Source organism: Ancylobacter dichloromethanicus, assembly GCF_018390645.1.
In the GTDB taxonomy this organism is placed as follows: Bacteria; Pseudomonadota; Alphaproteobacteria; order Rhizobiales; family Xanthobacteraceae; genus Ancylobacter; species Ancylobacter dichloromethanicus.
The window spans coordinates 343,814-362,829 of the sequence record NZ_JAHBGC010000038.1; the positions used below are offsets into that span (position 1 = coordinate 343,814).

The window sequence follows — 19,016 nt, forward strand, 5'->3', positions numbered from 1 at the left end:
CATCTCCGATGCAGCCGCGGTGACGCAGTGGTGGCGGCTGAGTTCGGCGGAATGGTGACGATCCGCGCCGCAAACGGCAACGGCCGCCCGGAGGCGGCCGTCATAATCTCTCCACGCCTCGCGAGGGTCGCCTCAGGCGGCCTTCTGCGCCTTGGGCTGGATCAGCTTGCGGTTGATCAGCACTTCGGCGATCTGCACCGCGTTCAGCGCCGCGCCCTTGCGCAGATTGTCCGACACGCACCAGAAAGACAGGCCGTTCTCTACCGTCGCGTCCTCGCGGATGCGCGAGACATAGGTGGCGTCCTCGCCGGCCGCCTCATAGGGGGTGATGTAGCCACCCGGCTCGCGCTTGTCGACGACCAGCACGCCCGGCGCGTTGCGCAGCAGCTCGGTGGCTTCCTCGGCGCTGATCGGGTTCTCGAACTCGACGTTCACCGCCTCGGAATGGGAGATGAACACCGGCACGCGCACGGCGGTGCAGGTGAGCTTGATCTTGGGGTCGAGGATCTTCTTGGTCTCGACCATCACCTTCCATTCCTCCTTCGTGTAGCCGTCTTCCATGAAGACGTCGATGTGAGGAATGACGTTGAAGGCGATGCGCTTGGGGAACTTCTTGGCTTCCACCGGGTCGGAGACGAACACCGCGCGGGTCTGCGCGAACAGCTCGTCCATGGCGTCCTTGCCGGCGCCGGAGACCGACTGATAGGTCGCCACGACGACGCGCTTGATCGTCGCCTTGTCGTGCAGCGGCTTGAGGGCCACGACGAGCTGGGCGGTCGAGCAGTTGGGGTTGGCGATGATGTTCTTCTTGGTGAAGCCGGTGATGGCATCGGCGTTCACCTCCGGCACGATCAGCGGCACGTCGCTATCGTAGCGGAAGGCGGAGGAATTATCGATCACCACGCAGCCCTGGCGGCCGATCTTCGGCGACCATTCCTTGGACACGTCGCCACCGGCCGACATCAAGCAGATGTCGGTGTCGGAAAAGTCGTAGTTCTCCAGGGCTTTGCACTTGAGCGTCTTGTCGCCGAAGGAAACCTCGGTGCCGACCGAACGGCGGGAAGCGAGCGCGACCACCTCGTCGGCGGGAAAACCGCGCTCGGAGAGGATGTCGAGCATTTCGCGGCCCACATTACCCGTGGCACCGACGATGGCGACCTTGTAGCCCATGTCTGATCTCCTGAAGGCCCTGCCATTCACAGGCTCGGGCGAGCGCGGGCTTTTACGCGATAAGGGGCAAGAGGGCAACGGGTGGGGGATGACCATCCTTCGAGGCTCGCTGCGCGCCCCCTCAGGATGACGGCGCTCCGATGAGAACTCCGACCCGTCGAGGCTGTACCTAAAAGCCACGTCATCCTGAGGTGCGAGCGCAGCGAGCCTCGAAGGATGGTCGACCTCGCGCGTCACCCTTCCCGGCGTGACGGCCGTCGCGCGGCCTGTCGCAGCGTCTCCCACTCGCCTCGCGTGAGCGCTTGTTTCTTGATCCGGCTCCAGCCCTTGATCTGCCGCTCGGCCGCGATGGCGTCGGTGATGCGTTCAAACGGTTCGGACCACACTAAAACTGCCGGCCGGCGCCGAAACGTATAACCGGGATAGCTGCCGCTCTGGTGCTCGGCGAGGCGCTTCTCCAACGAACCGCTGGTCGAGCCGACATAGAACGAACCGTCGGCGCAGCGCAGCATGTAGACGAACGCACCCATTTTCGTTCCCGGATGACCATCCTTCGAGGCTCGCTGCGCTCGCACCTCAGGATGACGTCGCGTTGGGGAGTATGGAAGGGGTTTCTTCGTCCCGGATGACCATCCTTCGAGGCTCGCTGCGCTCGCACCTCAGGATGACGTCGCGTCGGGGAGTATGGAAGGGGTTTCTTAGTCCCGGATGACCATCCATCGAGGCTCGCTGCGCTCGCACCTCAGGATGACGTCGCGTCGGGGAGTATGGAAGGGGTTTCTTCAGGCGACCATCCTTCGAGGCTCGGCGATGCCGGGCGCCTCAGGATGACGGCGTTCCGAAGAGGGCGTTCCGAAGAGGGCGCGCCTCCGCGTCTTCCTCATGGAGCCACGTCATCCTGAGGTGCGAGCGCAGCGAGCCTCGAAGGATGGTCAGCCGGGCGCATCCCTGCCGCACCCCTTACCCCTTCGGCGCCAGGGTCTCCACCGCGCCGCCTGCCGCCTTCCACGCGGTGAAGCCGCCTGTGAGGTGACAAACCTTCTCCAGTCCCATTTCCTGCGCCGTCTTGGTGGCCAGCGCCGAGCGCCAGCCGCTGGCGCAGAAGAAAACGAAGCGCTTGTCCCCGGCGAAGACCGGCTTGGCGTAGGGGCTTTCCGGGTCGACCCAGAACTCCAGCATGCCGCGCGGGCAGGAGAAGGCGCCTGATATGGTGCCCTCCCGCTCGCGTTCGCGCGGATCACGCAGGTCGACGAAGACCACGTCCGCCTCGCCCTGCAGGGCGGCGGCTTCGGCGACGTCGATCGCGGTGACGAGGGCGTCGGCCTCGGCGAGAAGCTGCCTGTAGCCCTTCTTCATCGGTTCATTCCGCCGCGTCGACCTTCGAGGGCTGGCGTCCGACGCCGAAGCGGCGCTCGACATAGTCCTCGACGATCTTCTTGAAATCCTCGCGCAGGCTCGGGCCGCGCAGGGTCATCGCCTTCTTGCCGTCGAGATAGACCGGCGCGGTGGGGAACTCGCCGGTGCCGGGCAGCGAGATGCCGATATCGGCATGCTTCGACTCGCCAGGTCCGTTGACGATGCAGCCCATCACCGCGACGTTGAGGGTCTCGACGCCGGGATAGCGCTTCTTCCATTCCGGCATCGAGGTGCGGATGAAGTCCTGCACCTCGAAGGCCAGTTCCTGGAAGGTGGTGGAGGTGGTGCGCCCGCAGCCGGGGCAGGCGGCGACCAGCGGCACGAAGGTGCGCAGGCCCATGGTCTGCAGCATTTCCTGCGCCACCGTCACCTCGCGGGTGCGGTCGCCGCCGGGCTCGGGGGTCAGCGAGACACGGATGGTGTCGCCGATGCCTTGTTGCAACAGCACGCCCATCGCGGCGGTGGAAGCGACGATGCCCTTCGAACCCATGCCGGCCTCGGTGAGGCCGAGATGCAGCGCGTAATCGGCGCGGCGCGCCAGCTCGGCATAGACGGTGATGAGGTCCTGCACCGCCGAGACCTTGGCGGAGAGGATGATCTGGTTCCTCGGCAGGCCGATCTCCTCGGCCAGCGCGGCCGAGAGCAGCGCCGAGCGCACCAGCGCCTCGCGGGTGACGGCGCGGGCCGCCGCCGGGCGGGGCAGCCTGGCATTCTCGTCCATCAGCGCGGTGAGCAGGTCGTCGTCGAGCGAGCCCCAATTGGCGCCGATGCGGACCGGCTTGGCGTATTTGATCGCCTGCTCGACGATGGTGGTGAAGTGCCGGTCGCGCTTCTGCCCGAAGCCCACATTGCCGGGATTGATGCGGTACTTGTCGAGCGCCTGCGCGCACTCCGGGTACTTCGTCAGCAGCAGGTGGCCGTTATAGTGGAAGTCGCCGACCAGCGGGGTGTCGAGCCCCATGCGGAGCAGGCGCTCCTTGATCTCCGGCACGGCGGCGGCGGACTCATCGCGGTCGACCGTGATGCGCACCATCTCCGAGCCGGCGCGGGCGAGCGCGGCGACCTGCCGGGCGGTTCCTTCGGCATCGGCGGTGTCGGTGTTGGTCATCGACTGCACGACCACCGGCGCCCCGCCGCCGACGGTGACGCCGCCGACCTTGACGGCGACGGTGAGGCGGCGCGGCGCGGGGCCGGCGGCTTCCAGATCGGGCGCGACGACGGGGGCGGGGGAGAGGGCGTCCATGGCGGTTATCGTCCGGAGACTGGGAAGCGCAGCGTGTCGCAGGGGTTAAGCCGGAGCGGGCGGGCCGTCAACGGGCTGCCCCGATGCGTTCGATCCCAGTGCGTTCAACCTCAGTGCGTTCGTCTTCGGTGCGTCCGGTCGCGGCAGCTTCCGCCGCGACGGCTTTACGGCATCTTGCGCAGGTGCCGGCAATCTCCACCACCGGCGTGCGCGGGGTGAAGCCTTCGGCACGCGTCGCCCAGGCGAGGTCGCGGCCGATGGCGTGCGAGGCGACTTCAGCGGTCACGCCGCAACCTTCGCAGATGAGGAACACAATGACGTCATCCGGCCCGTGCTCGCGGCCGCAGACCAGATAGGCGTTGCGGCTCTCGATACGGTGGGCCAGCCCTTCCGACACCAGAAAGTCCAGCGCCCGGTAGACCGACATCGGCGGCGGCTTCTCGCCGGAGGTGCCGAGACGCTCCACCAGATCATAGGCGCCGAGCGGGGTGTGGCTGTCGGCCAGTTCCTCCAGCACCCGCCGGCGCAGCGGCGTCAGCCGCGCCCCGCTCAGGGCGCAACGCGCCTCGAAGCGGGCGATGGCACCCGCCACGCAGGCCGCGTGGTCATGGTCGTCGGGCCCGTGCGGGCCGGCGGACGGGAGAGTGGAAGCCGACATGAAACCAATATAGCGCTTCCCCGGTCACGGCGCCATGACGCCACCGGTTTTCCGCACGCCGCGTGGCGGCGGCGAGGCGGAAGCCGGCGCGAGAAAAGAGTTGCCGGGATCGGCGGCTTTCCGCGTGCCGCTCCCTTGTGACCCACCGGGAGCCGGAGCAGGATACAGTCGCTGGGTAGCTTATTGGGGGTTCCATGCAGGTTTTCAAACTCATTCTCGTCGCCGCGCTCGCCTTGCCCTTGGCAGCGTGTTTCGAAGGGCCGTCGGGCCCGGCCGGTCCCGCCGGTGCAAAGGGCGAAACGGGGGCCGCCGGCCCTGCGGGTGCGGCAGGCCCTGCCGGCGCCACCGGTCCCGTCGGCCCGGCCGGGCCCACCGGTCCGCAGGGCCCCGCCGGAACGGCCGGAGCCCCGGGTGCGCCCGGGTCTTCCGACATTACCGTGCGCAGCGCGCCCTGCCCGTCGGCAGGCTGCACGAGCGGCTGCGAGGCCGGCGAGGTGGTTCTCTCCGGCTATTGCGTCAACACCGACCGCGGCTTCCAGCACATCGCGTCCTTCGCCGATGACGGCGGCAAGACCGTGGTCGCGTGCGAGCATCCGGTGAAGGAAGTCGTCGCGGTCTGCCTCAAGCAGCCTTGAGGCTTCCACGCAGCCGCCTCATTGTGCGGCGCGTGATCTCCGGCACGGGGCGGTGACGCACCTGTCATCGCCCCGCATTAATGTCCAGCGGGCGGCCCGCGCCGCCCGTCTCCGTCGCATGAGGAACCTCCTATGTCCTTGAAGGGTAAGAACGCCGTCATCACCGGATCGACCAGCGGCATCGGCCTCGCCATCGCCCGCGCCCTGGCCGCCGAGGGGGTGAACGTCACGCTGAACGGCTTCGGCGACGCGGCGGCGATCGAGCAGGAGCGATCGGACATCGAGACCAGCTTCGGGGTTGCGGCGCTCTATTCCGACGCCGATCTCACCAAGGGCTCGGAATGCGCCGGCCTGATCGCGCTGGCGGACGAAAAGCTCGGCTCGGTCGACATATTGGTGAACAATGCCGGCGTGCAGCATGTGGCCCCGGTGGAGGAGTTCCCGGACGACAAATGGGACCTCATCATCGCGCTGAACCTCTCCGCCGCCTTCCACGCCATCAAGGCCGCCGTGCCGGGCATGAAAGCGCGCGGATGGGGCCGCATCATCAACACCGCCTCGGCCCATGCGCTCATCGCCTCGCCCTTCAAGTCGGCCTATGTGTCGGCCAAGCACGGCATCGCCGGCCTGACCAAGACCGTGGCGCTGGAGACCGCGCCGTTCGGCATCACCGTCAACGCCATCTGCCCCGGCTATGTCTGGACGCCGCTGGTGGAGAAGCAGATCCCCGACACCATGAAGGCGCGCGGCATGAGCGAGCAGGAGGTGAAGGACATGCTGCTGGCCGAGCAGCCCACCAAGCAGTTCGTCACCGTCGAGGAAGTGGCGGCGCTGGCGGTGTTCCTCGCCGGCGACAACGCCCGTTCGATCACCGGCTCGCTGCAGCAGATCGACGGCGGCTGGGTGGCGAAGTAACCGGAGGCCGGCCCGGCGGGCTCTCGACGCGCGCCCGGCTTTATGGTGTGACGGCGCGATGAGCCAGATCGTTTCGTCTTCCCAGAGCGCGCCCTCCGCCACCGATGCACCGTTCGACATCGCCGCCCGCGTCCTGCACCGCGACGGCATGATGCTCGTCATCGACAAGCCGCCCGGCCTCGCGGTCCACAAGGGGCCGAAAGGCGGCGAGACGCTGGCCGACCATCTCGACGCGCTGCGCTTCGGCCTGCCGAACGCACCCGAGCTGGCGCATCGGCTGGACAAGGACACCTCCGGCTGCCTCGTGCTCGGGCGCCACCGCAAGGCGTTGGCCGATCTCGGCAAGGCCTTCGCCGACGGCACGGTGGGAAAGACCTACATGGCGGTGGTGCGCGGCGTGCCGGCGCAGCCGCGCGGGCGCATCGAGCTGAAGCTCGCCAAGCGCTCGCCGACGCGCGGCTGGTGGATGGCGGTCGATCCGCGCGGGCAGGAGGCGATCACCGAGTGGGCGACGATCGCCGCAGGCGAGGGTCTGGCGGTGCTGGCGCTTTCCCCGCTGACAGGGCGCACGCACCAGCTTCGCGTGCATCTCGACGCCCTCGGCCATCCGATCCTCGGCGACAGCATCTATGGCGGCGCCTCGCGCCTGCCGGGCGGGCCGATCCTGCATCTGCATTCGCGCCGGGTGGTGCTTCCGCAGAAGAGGGATCGCGCGCCGATCGACGTACGCGCGCCACTGCCCGCCCACATGCGCGCCACGCTGGAGCGGGCGGGGTTCGACCCGGCGGCGTTGGAGGCGCGCGCCGATGCGACCGATTTCACACCACGTGCAGGCCGGGCTTGAGCGTGCGGGCGAGGCGGCCGCCGAACTGGCCGCAGCCGATCAGCCCCGGCGTCGGGTGGGTGATGACATGCACCGGCATCTCGATCAGCCGCGCCTCGAAGGGCGGGTGCTCCTCAAAGGCTGCGCGGAAGGGCGAGCCGGCGAACAACGGCGCGAGGCCGACCGAGACGCCGCCGGCGAGATAGACGCCGCCACGCGCATTGGTGATCAGCGCGAGGTCGCCGGCGATACGGCCGAACAGCCGCAGGAAGACATTGCAGGTCTCCCCCGCCGCCGCCTCGCCGCTGCGGGCGGCGGTAATGACCGCCTCGGGCGACAGGCTGGCGCCGGTCAGTATGCGATGGATGCGGGCAAGGCCGGAGCCGGACAGCGCGTGCTCCACCGCCACCGGGCCGAGTTCGCGCACCATATGGCCGAGCAGCAGCGCCTCCTCGGAATCGGCGGCGCCGAGCCGCACGCGGCCGCCCTCGCCGGTGAGGACATGGCGGGTGCGGCCGATCTGCACCAGCATGGCCGAACCGAAGCCGGTGCCGGGGCCACAGACGAGGATGGGCGCCTTCGGTTCGGCGACACCGCCACCGACGGCGAGGAGATCCTCGGCGGCGAGCGCGGGAACGCCGAGCGCGAGGGCTTGGAAATCGTTCACCGCGGCGAATTTCTGCCAGCCGAAATGCCGGCGCATCTCGCGCTTGGAAAAGGCCCAGTCGCGGTTGGTCAGCCGTACCGTCTCCTCGTCCGCCGGCCCGGCGACCGCGAGCACCGCGCCGCCGACCGAGGCATGGACGCCCGGGCCGCGCTGGGCGAGGTCGGCCTCGATCATCGGCTTGAAGCCGGCAAAGTCATCATTGCGGTGAATCTGGATGTCGCGCGGCACGCCGTCCGGGCCGACGAGGGCGAGGCGGGAGGAGGTTCCGCCGATATCGGCGATGAGGATCAGGTGCGGCATGTTCCGTTCGCTGCGAGGCAAGGCCGGGAAGGGGCGGGCGCGGAATGGCCGGGCGCGGAGCGTGCCGCCCGGGTGGAGTGGAAACGGATAGGACCCAATCTCGCCCGCTTCGACAACCCCCAAGGGGTCATTTGGGTGGGCGGCAGCGGCGATCTTCGGGATAAGGTTGCCTTCCCGCGTGGCTCGGCCTAGTCCCATCGCGATGAAAGATACCCGCCCATCCCCCCGCTCCCCGTCCCCGCCCGACGTCCCCGGCCTTGCGGCGCGGCGGGCGGCTGCGGACGCTGTCGAAGCCGTGCTGCAAAGCGGTCACCCGCTGGAGGAGACGCTCGAGCGGCTGACGCGCGGGCTGGAGGAGCGCGACCGGGGGCTGGCGCGGATGATCGCCGCAACCACGCTTCGGCGGTTGGGGGGATTGCGCGGGCTGCTGCGCGCGCTGCTGGAGCGCGGCATTCCCGACAAGGCGCGCCGGGTCGAGATCCTGCTTCTCGTCGGCGCGGCGCAGATCCTGTTCATGGACGTGCCGGACCATGCCGCGGTGGGCACCACGGTGAGCCTGGTGGGCGAGCAGGCCTCCACCGCCGGCTTCAAAGGCCTTGCAAATGCGGTACTTAGGCGGATCGCGCGGGAGGGCAGGGCGCTTCTGCCCGACGTCGCCGACCAGCCGGAATGGCTGGTGGAAGGCTGGACGGCGGCCTATGGCCCGACGCTCGGCGAGGCGGTCGCGCGGGCGCTGGCGCGCGAGGCCCCGCTCGACCTCACTGCCAAGGGCGATGCGGCGGCCCTGGCGGAAAAGCTCGGCGGACGCCTCCTGCCGACGGGTTCGATCCGGCTCGTCGAGGCCGGCAACGTCACCGCGCTGGCGGGCTTCAATGAGGGCGAATGGTGGGTGCAGGACGCCGCGGCGGCACTGCCGGCGCTGCTGCTTCATCCTGCTGCAGGCATGACGATCGCCGACCTGTGCGCCGCACCCGGCGGCAAGACGGCGCAGCTTGCGGCCGCCGGCGCGCGGGTGGTGGCGGTGGACCGCTCCGCCCCGCGCCTGCGCCGGCTGAAGGCGAACATGGCGCGGCTGAACCTCGCCGTCGATATCGTCGAGGCCGATGCGACGCGCCTCAAGGCCGGGCCGTTCGACGCCGTGCTGATCGACGCGCCCTGTTCGGCCACCGGCACCATACGCCGCCACCCGGAAGTCGCCTGGACCAAGGCGCCGGCCGACATCGCCAGCCTCGCGGCCTTGCAGACCCGCCTGCTCGCCCACGCCGCCGATCTGGTGAAGCCGGGCGGCGTGCTGGTCTATTCCACCTGCTCGCTGGAGCCGGAGGAGGGGGAGCGACAGGTCGAGGCGTTTCTGAACGCCCACCCGGATTTTTCCCGCCTGCCGGTCACGCCGGGCGAGTGCGGCATCGCCGCCGAATGGATCAACGCCGCCGGCGAGGTGCGCACCCTGCCCACCCATCTGCCGGACGAGGACCCGCGCTTCGCCGGCCTCGACGGCTTCTTCGCGGCGCGGTTGAAGAAGGCGTGAGGGAGTGGACAAGGGCCGGCGTGGCGGTTTGCGGGCGTGCCCGGGTGCGGCTGGACGTGATGTCCTGCTCCGCTAAGCTCGCGCGCATGGCAGAACTGGTGATTCCCGGGCGTCGTCGAGAAGGGCCGAGGCGCTGATGGCCCGCGAGATTCATGCGGACCGCGCCCGGCTGGCGCTGTTCGCGGCTGAGACCGGTTGGAACAGCCTGGTGGCGCGCACCCTGGCGCATCCATGGTTTCCCTGGCGCGCGACATCCGTGCCGGTGCCCTCGCGGCTGCTGTTCGCCCCGCACGAATTGCGCACCGGCGACCCGGCGCGGGCCGGCGAGTTCTATGCCGGGCGCTACAGTTTCGCCGGCAAGCTGGTGCTGACCGACGGTGCCTCGCCCTTCGAGATGGAGCCGCCCTCGCCGGAATGGGCGCGCGAGCTCTATTCGTTCGGCTGGCTGCGGCATTTGCAGGCTTCCGCCTCGCCGCTCGCCCGGGCCCATGCCCGCGCGCTGGTGGGCGACTGGATCGCCATGCGCGGCCACCGGTTGCCGCAGGCATCGGCGCCGGAGGTGGCCGCGCGCCGGGTGTCGAGCTGGCTCACCCAGGCGCCGCTGATCCTGCAGGACGCCGATCCGGGCTTTCACCGCCGCTTCCTCCGCAGCCTGACGGCGCAGGTGCGCTACATCAAGAGCGTGGGGCCGAGCGCCCCGGACGGGCGCCCGCGCCTCGCCTGCGCGCTCACCCTGGCGCTGGCCAGCCTGTGCATGGCCGACCAGACGCGGCTGATGCGCGCCGCGCAGAAGCGGCTGATCGAGGAACTCGACCGGCAGGTGCTGGGCGATGGCGGCCATGTCAGCCGCAATCCCGGCATGCTGATCGAGGTGTTGCTCGACCTGCTGCCTTTGCGCCAGTGCTATGGCGCGCGCCATGTGGCGCCGCCGCCCACGCTGCTGAACGCCATCGACCGGATGATGCCGATGCTGCGCTTCTTCCGCCATGCCGACGGCGCCTTCGCGCTTTTCAACGGCATGGGGCCGACGCCGGCGGACGTGCTTGCCACGGTGCTGGCCTATGACGATGCGCGCGGGCGCCCGATCTCCAACGCGCCCTATTCGGGCTATCAGCGCATGGAGGCGGGCTCGACGGTGGTGATCGCCGACACCGGCGCCCCGCCGCCGCTGCCGCTGAGCCTGGAGGCGCATGCGGGCTGCCTCTCCTTCGAGCTGTCGGCCGGCCGACACCGCCTCGTGGTCAATTGCGGCCTGCCTTCCGCCGGACGCGAGGAATGGCGCGCGGTGGCCCGGCAGACGGCGGCGCATTCCACTGTGGTGGTCGCGGATGCCTCCTCCTGCCGCTTCCTCTCCGCCGGGCCGCTGACAAGGCTGTGCGGCGCGCCGGTGCTCGGCGGCCCGGCCGACCTGCATGTCGACCGCGGCGAGCGCGGCGGGGCCGATGTGCTGCGCGCCAGCCATGACGGCTATGCCCAGCGTTTCGGCGTGGTTCACCAGCGCTCCTGGCGGCTCTCGCCCGACGGCATGCGGCTCGACGGCGAGGACCTGTTCCGGGTGGCGCAGGGCGAGGAGTTTTCCGCCGACCAGCCGGGCCGCTACGCGGTGCGCTTTCACCTGCACCCCTCGGTCGAGCCCTCGCGCGCCTCGGACGGGCAGACGGTGATCCTGCGCCTGCCGGACGGCGACGACTGGGCCTTCACCGCGCCGGACAGCAGCGTGGCGATCGAGGAGAGCATCTTCCTCGGCAGCGGCGCCGGCCCGCGCCGCACCGAGCAATTGGTGATCACCGGCACCGCCCGGCAGACGCCGCGGGTGGAATGGACCTTCGTCCAGCTCAAGGCGCTGCGGGGGTAGTCGGCGGGCGGCGCCTGCGTGCTTCGAGGCCGCCTCCGGCGGGACCTCGGCATGACGATGTTGCCGCTCGAATGCCGTCATCCTGAGGTGCGAGCCCCGCGAGCCGCGAAGGTTGCCCGCCTGTCGCCGTGCAAGGTTCACCCGGAAGGCGAGACGTGATAGGGCGGCGCCATCCTCTTTCCAACGAACGGGCCGCCCCCATGTCCGCCGAAATCCGCCCCATCGCCCGTGCCCTGCTCTCGGTCTCCGACAAGACCGGCCTCGTGCCCTTCGCCCAGGCGCTCGCCGGCAAGGGAATCGAGCTGGTCTCCACCGGCGGCACGCGCAAGGCGCTGGCCGAGGCGGGACTGAGGGTGCTGGACGTGGCCGACCTCACCGGCTTTCCCGAGATGATGGACGGCCGGGTGAAGACGCTGCACCCGGCGGTGCATGGCGGCATCCTTGCCATCCGCGACAATGAAGAGCATCAGGCGTCCATGAAGGAACACGGCATCGGGCCGATCGACCTCGTGGTGGTCAATCTCTACCCGTTCGAGGCGACCGTGGCGCGCGGCGCCGGCTATGACGACTGCGTCGAGAACATCGACATTGGCGGCCCGGCGATGATCCGCGCCGCGGCCAAGAACCACGCCGATGTCGCGGTGGTGGTCGACCCGTCGAGCTACGCCACCGTGCTGGCGGACATCGACGCCGAGGGCGGCACCACGCTGGCGACGCGGCGCAGGCTGGCGCAGCTCGCCTATGCCCGCACCGCCACCTATGACGGCGCCATCGCCGGCTGGTTCGCGGAGGTGGAGGCGAAGGAAAATACCGAAGCGGCGGCGGAGAGCCGCGTGTTCGGCGGGCGCCTCGCCGAGGCGCTGCGCTATGGCGAGAACCCGCACCAGAGCGCGGCGTTCTATGTCGGTGGCGCGGCCCGTCCGGGCGTCGCCACCGCCCGCCAGCTGCAGGGCAAGGCACTCTCCTACAACAACCTCAACGACACCGACGCCGCCTTCGAGGCGGTGGCCGAGTTCGACCCGGCCCGCGCGCCGGCGGTGGTGATCGTCAAGCATGCCAATCCGTGCGGCGTGGCCGAGGGCGCGTCGCTGGTCGAGGCCTATCGCAAGGCGCTGGCCTGCGACCCGACCTCGGCCTTCGGCGGCATCGTGGCGCTGAACCGCACGCTGGACGCCGAGGCCGCCCGCGCCATCGTCGAGATCTTCACCGAGGTGATCGTCGCCCCCAACGCCACCGAGGAGGCCGCCGCCATCATCGGCGGGAAGAAGAATCTGCGCCTGCTGGTCACCGGCGCGCTGCCCGACCCGCGTGGGCGCGGCACGGCGGTGAAGTCGCTGGCGGGCGGCTATCTCGTGCAGTCGCGCGACAATGCGGTGGTCGACGACATGGCGCTGAAGGTGGTGACGAAACGCGCGCCGACCACGAAGGAACTGGCCGACCTCGCCTTCGCCTTCCGGGTGGTGAAGCATGTGAAGTCGAACGCCATCGTCTACGCGAAGGACCTCGCCACGGTGGGCATCGGCGCCGGGCAGATGAGCCGGGTCGATTCGGCGCGCATCGCCGCCCACAAGGCGCGCGACGCGGCGGCGGCCGGTGGCTTCGCGGAACCGCTGACGCGGGGCAGCGTGGTGGCCTCGGACGCCTTCTTCCCCTTCGCCGACGGGCTGGTGACCGCCATCGAGGCGGGGGCGAGCGCGGTGATCCAGCCGGGCGGCTCGATCCGCGACAATGAGGTGATCGCGGCGGCGGACGCGGCCGGCATCGCCATGGTGTTCACCGGCGTGCGCCATTTCCGCCACTGAGCGGGGCGCGAAACGCGAAAGGGCCGGCGCGGGGCCGGCCCTTCGATTTGTGCGTGTCCGCCGCTCAGAAGCGGTAGGTGACGCCGAGGCCGACGATCCACGGGTCGAGATCGGCCTTGCCGGACAGCGTCTCGCCGGCGACCACGACGTCGAAATCGGGCTGCAGGAACAGCTTCTTCACGTCGACGTTGAGGCCCCAATGGGCGTCGAACATGTAGTCGAAGCCGGCCTGCAGGGCCCAGCCGAACGTGTCCTTCACGTCGATCGAATCGGCCGAATAGGCCTTCTGGTCGAAGAAGAAGGTGTAGTTGATGCCGGCGCCGACATAAGGCTTGAAGGCGCCGAAATCGGTGAAATGATACTGCAGGGTGAGGGTCGGCGGCAGCAGCCAGACCTCGGCGATCTTGTTCAGGTTGGAGAGCGTGCCGCGGCCATTGATGTCGTGCGGCGTCACGCCGAGAATGAGTTCGGCGGCCCAGTTCTTGGTGAAGTAGTAGGTGATGTCGAGCTCGGGGACGACGGAGTCGGAATAGTCGAGGTTCGAGCCGCCGACCCCGTGCACCGAGCCGCCGCCCTCGGGAAACACGCCGAGCACGCGCAGGCGGATCTGCCAGGGGCTCGGCTCCTTCACCGGGGCGGGGGCCTTGTAGGCGAGCGGCGGGGCGTTGCCCATGTCGGCGGCGAGCGCCGGCGTGCCGGCCAGCACGGCGCCCATGAGCGCGAGCCCCGCCGCCGGAGCGGAAATGCGACTTGATATGAACCGGATGGACGGCATGCCCCAAACCCCTTGAATCACTTGCCCCGCTACGGGGCGCACGCCTATTCGTGAGGCGCGGGGTGCGGTGCCCGCTTGATCGAGATCAAGCGGGCGATAGTCTTGTGTGGCTGTGACCGACGGGCAACAGAGGCATGGGCGAGGAGGAACCCGCATTCCAGCGCGAAGAATAGACGTATAATAGAAATGTCGGAGACAGCCGGCACGCGGGCGGCCATAAGGGGCCCGGGCATCCGGCAGGGGGAAGCGATGGGCGTCGAAGGGTTCCTGGCCAGCGAAGACGAGCGCGTTGCGCGCCAGCTCGTCGAGCAGGCGGACCTTATCCTGCAGGCGACCGACGGCGACGTGCCGGCCCGGTTCGCCCATGGCTTGTTCGGTCGGGCGGTGGCGGAGGATGTGCGTGTCTACACCCCGCACGAACTCGCCACGCTCGCGCGCCTCGCCTATGGCCATCTGAAGCTCCGCCGCCGCGAGAGCTTCGACATCCGCATCGAGCAGCCGCAGGCCGCAGAGGGCGGCGACCGGCTGGGCCGGGTCTCGGTGATCGAGATCGTCAATGACGACATGCCGTTCCTGCTCGATTCGGTGATGGGCGCGCTGAACGCGCAGGGCCTGACCGCGAGCTTCGTGGTGCACCCGATCATGGGCGTCGACCGCGACGCCAACGGCCAGGTGAGCAGCCTGATTCCCGGCGAGACGTCGGCCGGCGCGCGCATGCGGCGCGAGAGCCTGATCCAGATCCATGTGCCACGGATCGAGGATGAGAGCCGGCGCGCGGCGCTGGTCGAGGAACTCAGCCTGGTGCTGAACCAGGTGCGCGTCGTGGTGGGCGCCTGGCAGCCGATGATGGCGCAGGTGCGCGGCGCCGTGACCAATCTCACCCTCGCCCCGGCCATGGTGCCGCGCGAGGAGCGGGAAGAGGCCATCGCCTTCCTCGAATGGCTGCTGGCCGGGCGCTTCACCTTTCTCGGCTGCCGCCACTATCAGGCCACCGGCACGCCGGGCGGGCCGAAGGCGACGACGTTCGAGCGGCGCATGGAGGATGCGCTGGGGCTGACGGCGGACGAGGATTTCCGCCTGTTCCGCCCCACCGGCGACCCGCGCAGCGTGAGCGCCGACCTGACCGACGCGCTCGCCGACCCCGCCCCGCTGATCGTCACCAAGTCCCGCACCCTGTCCAGGGTGCACCGGCGGGCGTGGATCGACGTGGTGCTGGTCAAGCGCTACGATTCGCAGGGACGGGTGGTCGGCGGGCTGTGCATTTGCGGCCTGTTCACCGCCACCGCCTATACCAGTTCGGTCCGCACCATCCCGATGCTCCGGCGCAAGACCGCCACCGTGCTGGCGCGGGCCGGCTTCGCGCCCGAGAGCCATTCCGGCCGGGCGCTGGTGAAGGTGCTGGAAACCTATCCGCGCGACGACCTGTTCCAGATCGATTCGACCGCGCTCTACCAGTTCGCGCTCGCCATTCTCCAGCTCGATGAGCACCCCCGGGTGCGGGTGCTGGCGCTGAACGAGCGCTTCGACCGCTTCGTCTCGATCCTCATCTTCGTGCCGCGCGACCGCTATGGCAGCGAAGTGCGCGAGAAGATCGGCAACCTGCTGGCGGCGAGCTTCGGCGGCCAGATCGCCGCCTTCCGCCCGATGTTCCTCGACGGTCCGCTGACGCGGGTGCACTTCATCATCGAGCGCGGCCCCGGCGAGGTGCCGAACGTCAACCGCGCGACGCTGGAAGAGGCGATCGGCGAGATCATCCGCACCTGGGCGGACGGTTTCGCCGAGGCGCTGGCGGCGACGGTTCCCGCCAGCAAGGCGACCGAGCTGATGGAGCGCTACGCCCGGGCGTTTCCGGCCGGCTACCAGTCGGCCAGCGCGCCGCCCGAGGCGATCGACGATCTGCGCCTGATCGAAGACCTGAGCGACGCCAGCCCGGTGGCGGCGGATTTCCGCCCCTCGTCGCTGCGCGAGCGCGGCCGGGTCTCGCTCAAGGTGTTCAGCTACAAGGTGCCGCGCCTGCTCTCCGAGCGCGTGCCGCTGCTCGAATCGATGGGCTTCGTCGTCATCGACGAGCGCACCTTCACCATCCGCCCGGCCGGCGGGGCGCCGGTCTACCTGCACGACATGCTGCTGTCGCGGCGCGGCGGCGGCGACATCCCGCTCGACAAGCTCGGGACGCGGCTGCACGCCACGCTGATGGCGGTGCTGCGCGGGGGCGAGAGCGACGGCTTCAACGCCCTCGCGCTCAACGCCCAGCTCGGCTGGCGCGACATCGCGCTGATGCGCGCGCTGGGGCGCTACCTGCGCCAGGTCGGCATCCCGTTCAGCCAGGATTATCTCTGGCAGACGCTCAACGCCCACCCCGCCATCACCCAGAAGCTGGTGGCGCTGTTCCATGCCCGCTTCGATCCCGACAGGGGCGAGCGCCGGGCGGAGCGTCAGGCCGAGCTGCAGGCCGAGATCGAGAGCGCGCTGGTCGACGTGCCCAGCCTCGACGAGGACCGCATCCTGCGCCGCTTCGTCAATCTGGTCGGCGCGGCGGTGCGGACCAATTTCTTCCAGCGTGGCACGCAGGGCGGCCACCGGCCGACCATCGCCGTCAAGTTCGTCAGCGCCGAGGTCGAGGGCCTGCCGGCGCCGCGCCCGCTGTTCGAGATCTTCGTGCAGTCGCCACGGGTGGAAGGCATCCATCTGCGCTTCGGCCGCGTCGCGCGCGGCGGCCTGCGCTGGTCCGACCGGCCGCAGGACTTCCGCACCGAGGTGCTGGGCCTGGTCAAGGCGCAGCAGGTGAAGAACGCCGTCATCGTGCCGGTGGGCGCCAAGGGCGGCTTCGTACCGCAGCAGCTTCCCGCCGGCCCGCGCGAGGCCATACAGGCCGAAGGTATCGAGGCCTACAAGCTGTTCATCTCCAGCCTGCTCGACGTCACCGACAACATCGAGGAGGGGCGCACCGTCCATCCCCCGCACACGGTGCGGCACGATGAGGACGACCCCTATCTGGTGGTCGCCGCCGACAAGGGCACCGCGACCTTCTCCGACACCGCCAACGCGCTCTCGCTGCAGCGCGGCTTCTGGCTCGGCGACGCCTTCGCCTCCGGCGGCTCGGTCGGCTACGACCACAAGGCGATGGGCATCACCGCGCGCGGCGCCTGGGAGGCGGTGCGCCGGCATTTCCGCGAGATGGACGTGGATATCCGCACCACGCCGTTCACCGTGGTCGGCGTCGGCGACATGTCGGGCGACGTGTTCGGCAACGGCATGATCCTGGAGAACACCATCCGGCTGGTGGCCGCCTTCGACCATCGCGACATCTTCCTCGACCCCAATCCCGACCCCGAAGCCTCCTTCCGCGAGCGCAAGCGGCTGTTCGCGCTGCCGCGCTCGTCCTGGCAAGACTACGACAAGTCGCTGATCTCGCCGGGCGGCGGGGTGTTTCCGCGCACCGCCAAGAGCATCCCGCTCACCGTGGCGATGCGCGAGGTGCTGGGGTTCGACAAGAGCTCGGCCTCGCCCTCCGAGGTGATCAGCGCCATATTGCGCGCCCCGGCCGACCTGCTGTGGTTCGGCGGCATCGGCACCTATGTGCGCGCCTCCAGCGAGACCGACGCGCAGGCGGGCGACCGCGCCAATGACGGCGTGCGCGTCACCGGCGGCGAGGTGCGGGCGCGGGTGATCGGCGAGGGCGCCAATCTCGGCGTCACCCAGCGCGGGCGCATTGAGGCGGCGCGGCGCGGCGTGCGGCTCAACACCGACGCCATCGACAATTCCGCCGGGGTGAACACCTCCGACATCGAGGTGAACATCAAGATCGCCATGGGGCCCGCTCTGCGCGAAGGCCGGCTCGACCCGCAGGCGCGGGCGCAGATCCTCGCCGGCATGACCGGCGACGTGGCGGCGCTGGTGCTGGCCAACAACTATCTGCAGACGCTCGCGCTCTCGCTCGCCGAGATGCGCGGCCTCGACGAGCTCGGCTTCATCCAGCGGCTGATGCAGCGGCTGGAGGGGCGCGGGCTGCTCGACCGGGCGGTCGAGTTCCTGCCCTCCGACAGCGAGCTGAACGAGCGGCGCGGCCGCGGCGAGAGCCTGACCCGGCCGGAAATGGCGGTGCTGTTCGCCTATGCCAAGCTTTCCGCCCATTCGGACCTGCTCGACACCGACGTGCCGGACGATCCCTATCTCGCGCGCGAACTCGCGGCCTATTTCCCGGCCGAGCTGCGCGAGCATTTCCCCGAGGGCATCGAGCGCCACCGGCTGCGGCGCGACATCATCGCCACCCGGCTGTCCAACGCCATGATCAACCATGGCGGCCCGGCCTTCATCGCCCGGCTTTCGGACGAGACCGGCGCCGGCATCGACAGCATCGCCAAGGCCTTCGCGGTGGTGCGCGACGGTTTCGGGCTTGCCGTGCTGAACCGCGAGATCGACGCGCTGGACGGGCAGGTGCCGGGCGCGGTGCAGCTCGACCTCTACGGCGTCGTGCAGGACATGCTGCTCGACCGCTCGATCTGGTTCCTGCGCAATGTCGACCTGCGGCGCAATCTCGACGAACTGGTCGGCCACTACGCTGCCGGCATCGGCCCGGTGGAGAAGGTGCTCTCCGGCCCGGTGCGCGAATTGCTGCCGGAGGAGACGCGGGTGCTGCACGATGCCCGCATCAGCCAGTGGACGCAGGCCGGGGTGCCCGAGGCGCTGGCGCGGCGCATCGCCCGCCTGCCGGCGGTGGAGAGCGCCACCGACATCGTGCTGATCGCCGACCGCACGCGCGCGCCGCTGGCGGATGCCGCCGTGACCTTCTTCGCCGTCGCCCTGCTGTTCCGGCTCGACCGCATCCTCGGCCCGGCCCGCACGCTCTCGGTGACCGACTATTACGACCGGCTGGCGCTGGAGCGTGCCATCGCGGCGTTCGAGAGCGCGGTGAGGCGGCTCACCGCCGAGGTGATCGAGGAGCACGGGGCGGGCGTCGCCGGCGTGTCGAGCTGGGCAATGGCGCGCGGCGAGGTGGTGGAGCGGGCCCGCAACGGCGTGCACGACATCGCCGGCTCGGGGCTCAGCGTGTCCAAGCTCTCCGTCGCCGCCAGCCTGATCGGCGACCTGGTGCGGGGGTAGGCGCCGCACCCCGGGCGCTGGTCCGGGAGCGGCGAACAGGCCGTGCCCCCGCCGTGCCCGGCCCTGCGCCGGACATTCACGCCCTTGAGCGGATGGGACGTGGTGGATGGCCGGGCCAGGCCCGGC

Annotated in this window: 14 protein-coding genes; 7 read left to right on the forward strand and 7 right to left on the reverse strand. The window is 69.9% G+C overall.

The annotated features are described in order from the left end of the window. Positions 1-132 precede the first annotated feature (132 nt). From KHC23_RS17950 to KHC23_RS17970, 5 genes are all read right to left on the reverse strand, one after another. Positions 133-1,170, reverse strand: a complete 1,038-nt coding sequence (locus tag KHC23_RS17950; protein ID WP_213374276.1) for an aspartate-semialdehyde dehydrogenase — start codon at positions 1,168-1,170, stop codon at positions 133-135. A 233-nt stretch (positions 1,171-1,403) separates the two neighbouring features. Then, the gene (locus tag KHC23_RS17955; protein ID WP_213374279.1) at positions 1,404-1,700 is read right to left on the reverse strand and encodes a GIY-YIG nuclease family protein; all 297 of its coding nucleotides are present in this window, start codon (positions 1,698-1,700) and stop codon (positions 1,404-1,406) included. Positions 1,701-2,130: 430 nt separating this feature from the next. Then, positions 2,131-2,526 (reverse strand): rhodanese-like domain-containing protein, encoded by a 396-nt coding sequence (locus KHC23_RS17960; protein ID WP_213374281.1) that lies wholly within the window; start codon positions 2,524-2,526, stop codon positions 2,131-2,133. Between the two features lie 4 nt (positions 2,527-2,530). Then, positions 2,531-3,829, reverse strand: a complete 1,299-nt coding sequence (gene ispG, locus KHC23_RS17965; RefSeq protein ID WP_213374282.1) for a flavodoxin-dependent (E)-4-hydroxy-3-methylbut-2-enyl-diphosphate synthase — start codon at positions 3,827-3,829, stop codon at positions 2,531-2,533. 67 nt (positions 3,830-3,896) lie between these two features. Continuing rightward, complete coding sequence (locus tag KHC23_RS17970; protein WP_213374283.1) at positions 3,897-4,487, reverse strand: Fur family transcriptional regulator; 591 nt, start codon at positions 4,485-4,487, stop codon at positions 3,897-3,899. Between the two features lie 194 nt (positions 4,488-4,681). Here KHC23_RS17970 and KHC23_RS17975 point away from each other — a divergent pair, with 194 nt between their 5' ends. From KHC23_RS17975 to KHC23_RS17985, 3 genes are all read left to right on the forward strand, one after another. Further along, entirely contained in the window at positions 4,682-5,122 is a 441-nt protein-coding gene (locus tag KHC23_RS17975; protein ID WP_213374284.1) for a hypothetical protein, read from the forward strand. Positions 5,123-5,254: 132 nt separating this feature from the next. After that, entirely contained in the window at positions 5,255-6,037 is a 783-nt protein-coding gene (locus tag KHC23_RS17980) for a 3-hydroxybutyrate dehydrogenase (RefSeq protein ID WP_213374285.1), read from the forward strand. Positions 6,038-6,095: 58 nt separating this feature from the next. Then, positions 6,096-6,881, forward strand: coding sequence for an RluA family pseudouridine synthase (locus KHC23_RS17985; RefSeq protein WP_213374286.1), 786 nt, complete (start codon positions 6,096-6,098; stop codon positions 6,879-6,881). On the opposite strand, the gene KHC23_RS17990 is transcribed toward KHC23_RS17985, so the two are convergent. Beyond that, positions 6,856-7,827: a glucokinase gene (locus tag KHC23_RS17990; protein ID WP_213374287.1), complete on the reverse strand. Its 972-nt coding sequence runs from the start codon at positions 7,825-7,827 to the stop codon at positions 6,856-6,858. The two genes, KHC23_RS17985 and KHC23_RS17990, sit on opposite strands and share 26 nt — an antisense overlap. Positions 7,828-8,029: 202 nt before the next feature. Here KHC23_RS17990 and KHC23_RS17995 point away from each other — a divergent pair, with 202 nt between their 5' ends. The 3 genes from KHC23_RS17995 (at position 8,030) to purH (ending at position 13,012) form a co-directional block, all read left to right on the forward strand. Beyond that, on the forward strand, positions 8,030-9,355 hold the full coding sequence (locus KHC23_RS17995) for an RsmB/NOP family class I SAM-dependent RNA methyltransferase (RefSeq protein ID WP_213374289.1): 1,326 nt from the start codon (positions 8,030-8,032) through the stop codon (positions 9,353-9,355). Between the two features lie 136 nt (positions 9,356-9,491). Continuing rightward, positions 9,492-11,210: a heparinase II/III family protein gene (locus KHC23_RS18000; RefSeq protein WP_213374291.1), complete on the forward strand. Its 1,719-nt coding sequence runs from the start codon at positions 9,492-9,494 to the stop codon at positions 11,208-11,210. 200 nt (positions 11,211-11,410) lie between these two features. Further along, on the forward strand, positions 11,411-13,012 hold the full coding sequence (gene purH, locus KHC23_RS18005; RefSeq protein WP_213374293.1) for a bifunctional phosphoribosylaminoimidazolecarboxamide formyltransferase/IMP cyclohydrolase: 1,602 nt from the start codon (positions 11,411-11,413) through the stop codon (positions 13,010-13,012). A gap of 64 nt (positions 13,013-13,076) precedes the next feature. On the opposite strand, the gene KHC23_RS18010 is transcribed toward purH, so the two are convergent. Continuing rightward, positions 13,077-13,787 carry an OmpW/AlkL family protein gene (locus tag KHC23_RS18010; RefSeq protein WP_213374294.1) on the reverse strand — a complete coding sequence of 237 codons (711 nt, stop codon included), beginning with the start codon at positions 13,785-13,787 and terminating at the stop codon, positions 13,077-13,079. A gap of 249 nt (positions 13,788-14,036) precedes the next feature. Here KHC23_RS18010 and KHC23_RS18015 point away from each other — a divergent pair, with 249 nt between their 5' ends. Continuing rightward, the gene (locus KHC23_RS18015; RefSeq protein ID WP_213374295.1) at positions 14,037-18,890 is read left to right on the forward strand and encodes an NAD-glutamate dehydrogenase; all 4,854 of its coding nucleotides are present in this window, start codon (positions 14,037-14,039) and stop codon (positions 18,888-18,890) included. Positions 18,891-19,016 lie beyond the last annotated feature (126 nt).

Bases quoted from the DNA above. Each gene is read 5' to 3' on its own strand.
- KHC23_RS17950 (WP_213374276.1), bottom strand. From the start codon at position 1,170: ATGGGCTACAAGGTCGCCATCGTCGGTGCCACGGGTAATGTGGGCCGC.
- KHC23_RS17955 (WP_213374279.1), bottom strand. From the start codon at position 1,700: ATGGGTGCGTTCGTCTACATGCTGCGCTGCGCCGACGGTTCGTTCTAT.
- KHC23_RS17960 (WP_213374281.1), bottom strand. From the start codon at position 2,526: ATGAAGAAGGGCTACAGGCAGCTTCTCGCCGAGGCCGACGCCCTCGTC.
- ispG (WP_213374282.1), bottom strand. From the start codon at position 3,829: ATGGACGCCCTCTCCCCCGCCCCCGTCGTCGCGCCCGATCTGGAAGCC.
- KHC23_RS17970 (WP_213374283.1), bottom strand. From the start codon at position 4,487: ATGTCGGCTTCCACTCTCCCGTCCGCCGGCCCGCACGGGCCCGACGAC.
- KHC23_RS17975 (WP_213374284.1), top strand. From the start codon at position 4,682: ATGCAGGTTTTCAAACTCATTCTCGTCGCCGCGCTCGCCTTGCCCTTG.
- KHC23_RS17980 (WP_213374285.1), top strand. From the start codon at position 5,255: ATGTCCTTGAAGGGTAAGAACGCCGTCATCACCGGATCGACCAGCGGC.
- KHC23_RS17985 (WP_213374286.1), top strand. From the start codon at position 6,096: ATGAGCCAGATCGTTTCGTCTTCCCAGAGCGCGCCCTCCGCCACCGAT.
- KHC23_RS17990 (WP_213374287.1), bottom strand. From the start codon at position 7,827: ATGCCGCACCTGATCCTCATCGCCGATATCGGCGGAACCTCCTCCCGC.
- KHC23_RS17995 (WP_213374289.1), top strand. From the start codon at position 8,030: ATGAAAGATACCCGCCCATCCCCCCGCTCCCCGTCCCCGCCCGACGTC.
- KHC23_RS18000 (WP_213374291.1), top strand. From the start codon at position 9,492: ATGGCCCGCGAGATTCATGCGGACCGCGCCCGGCTGGCGCTGTTCGCG.
- purH (WP_213374293.1), top strand. From the start codon at position 11,411: ATGTCCGCCGAAATCCGCCCCATCGCCCGTGCCCTGCTCTCGGTCTCC.
- KHC23_RS18010 (WP_213374294.1), bottom strand. From the start codon at position 13,787: ATGCCGTCCATCCGGTTCATATCAAGTCGCATTTCCGCTCCGGCGGCG.
- KHC23_RS18015 (WP_213374295.1), top strand. From the start codon at position 14,037: ATGGGCGTCGAAGGGTTCCTGGCCAGCGAAGACGAGCGCGTTGCGCGC.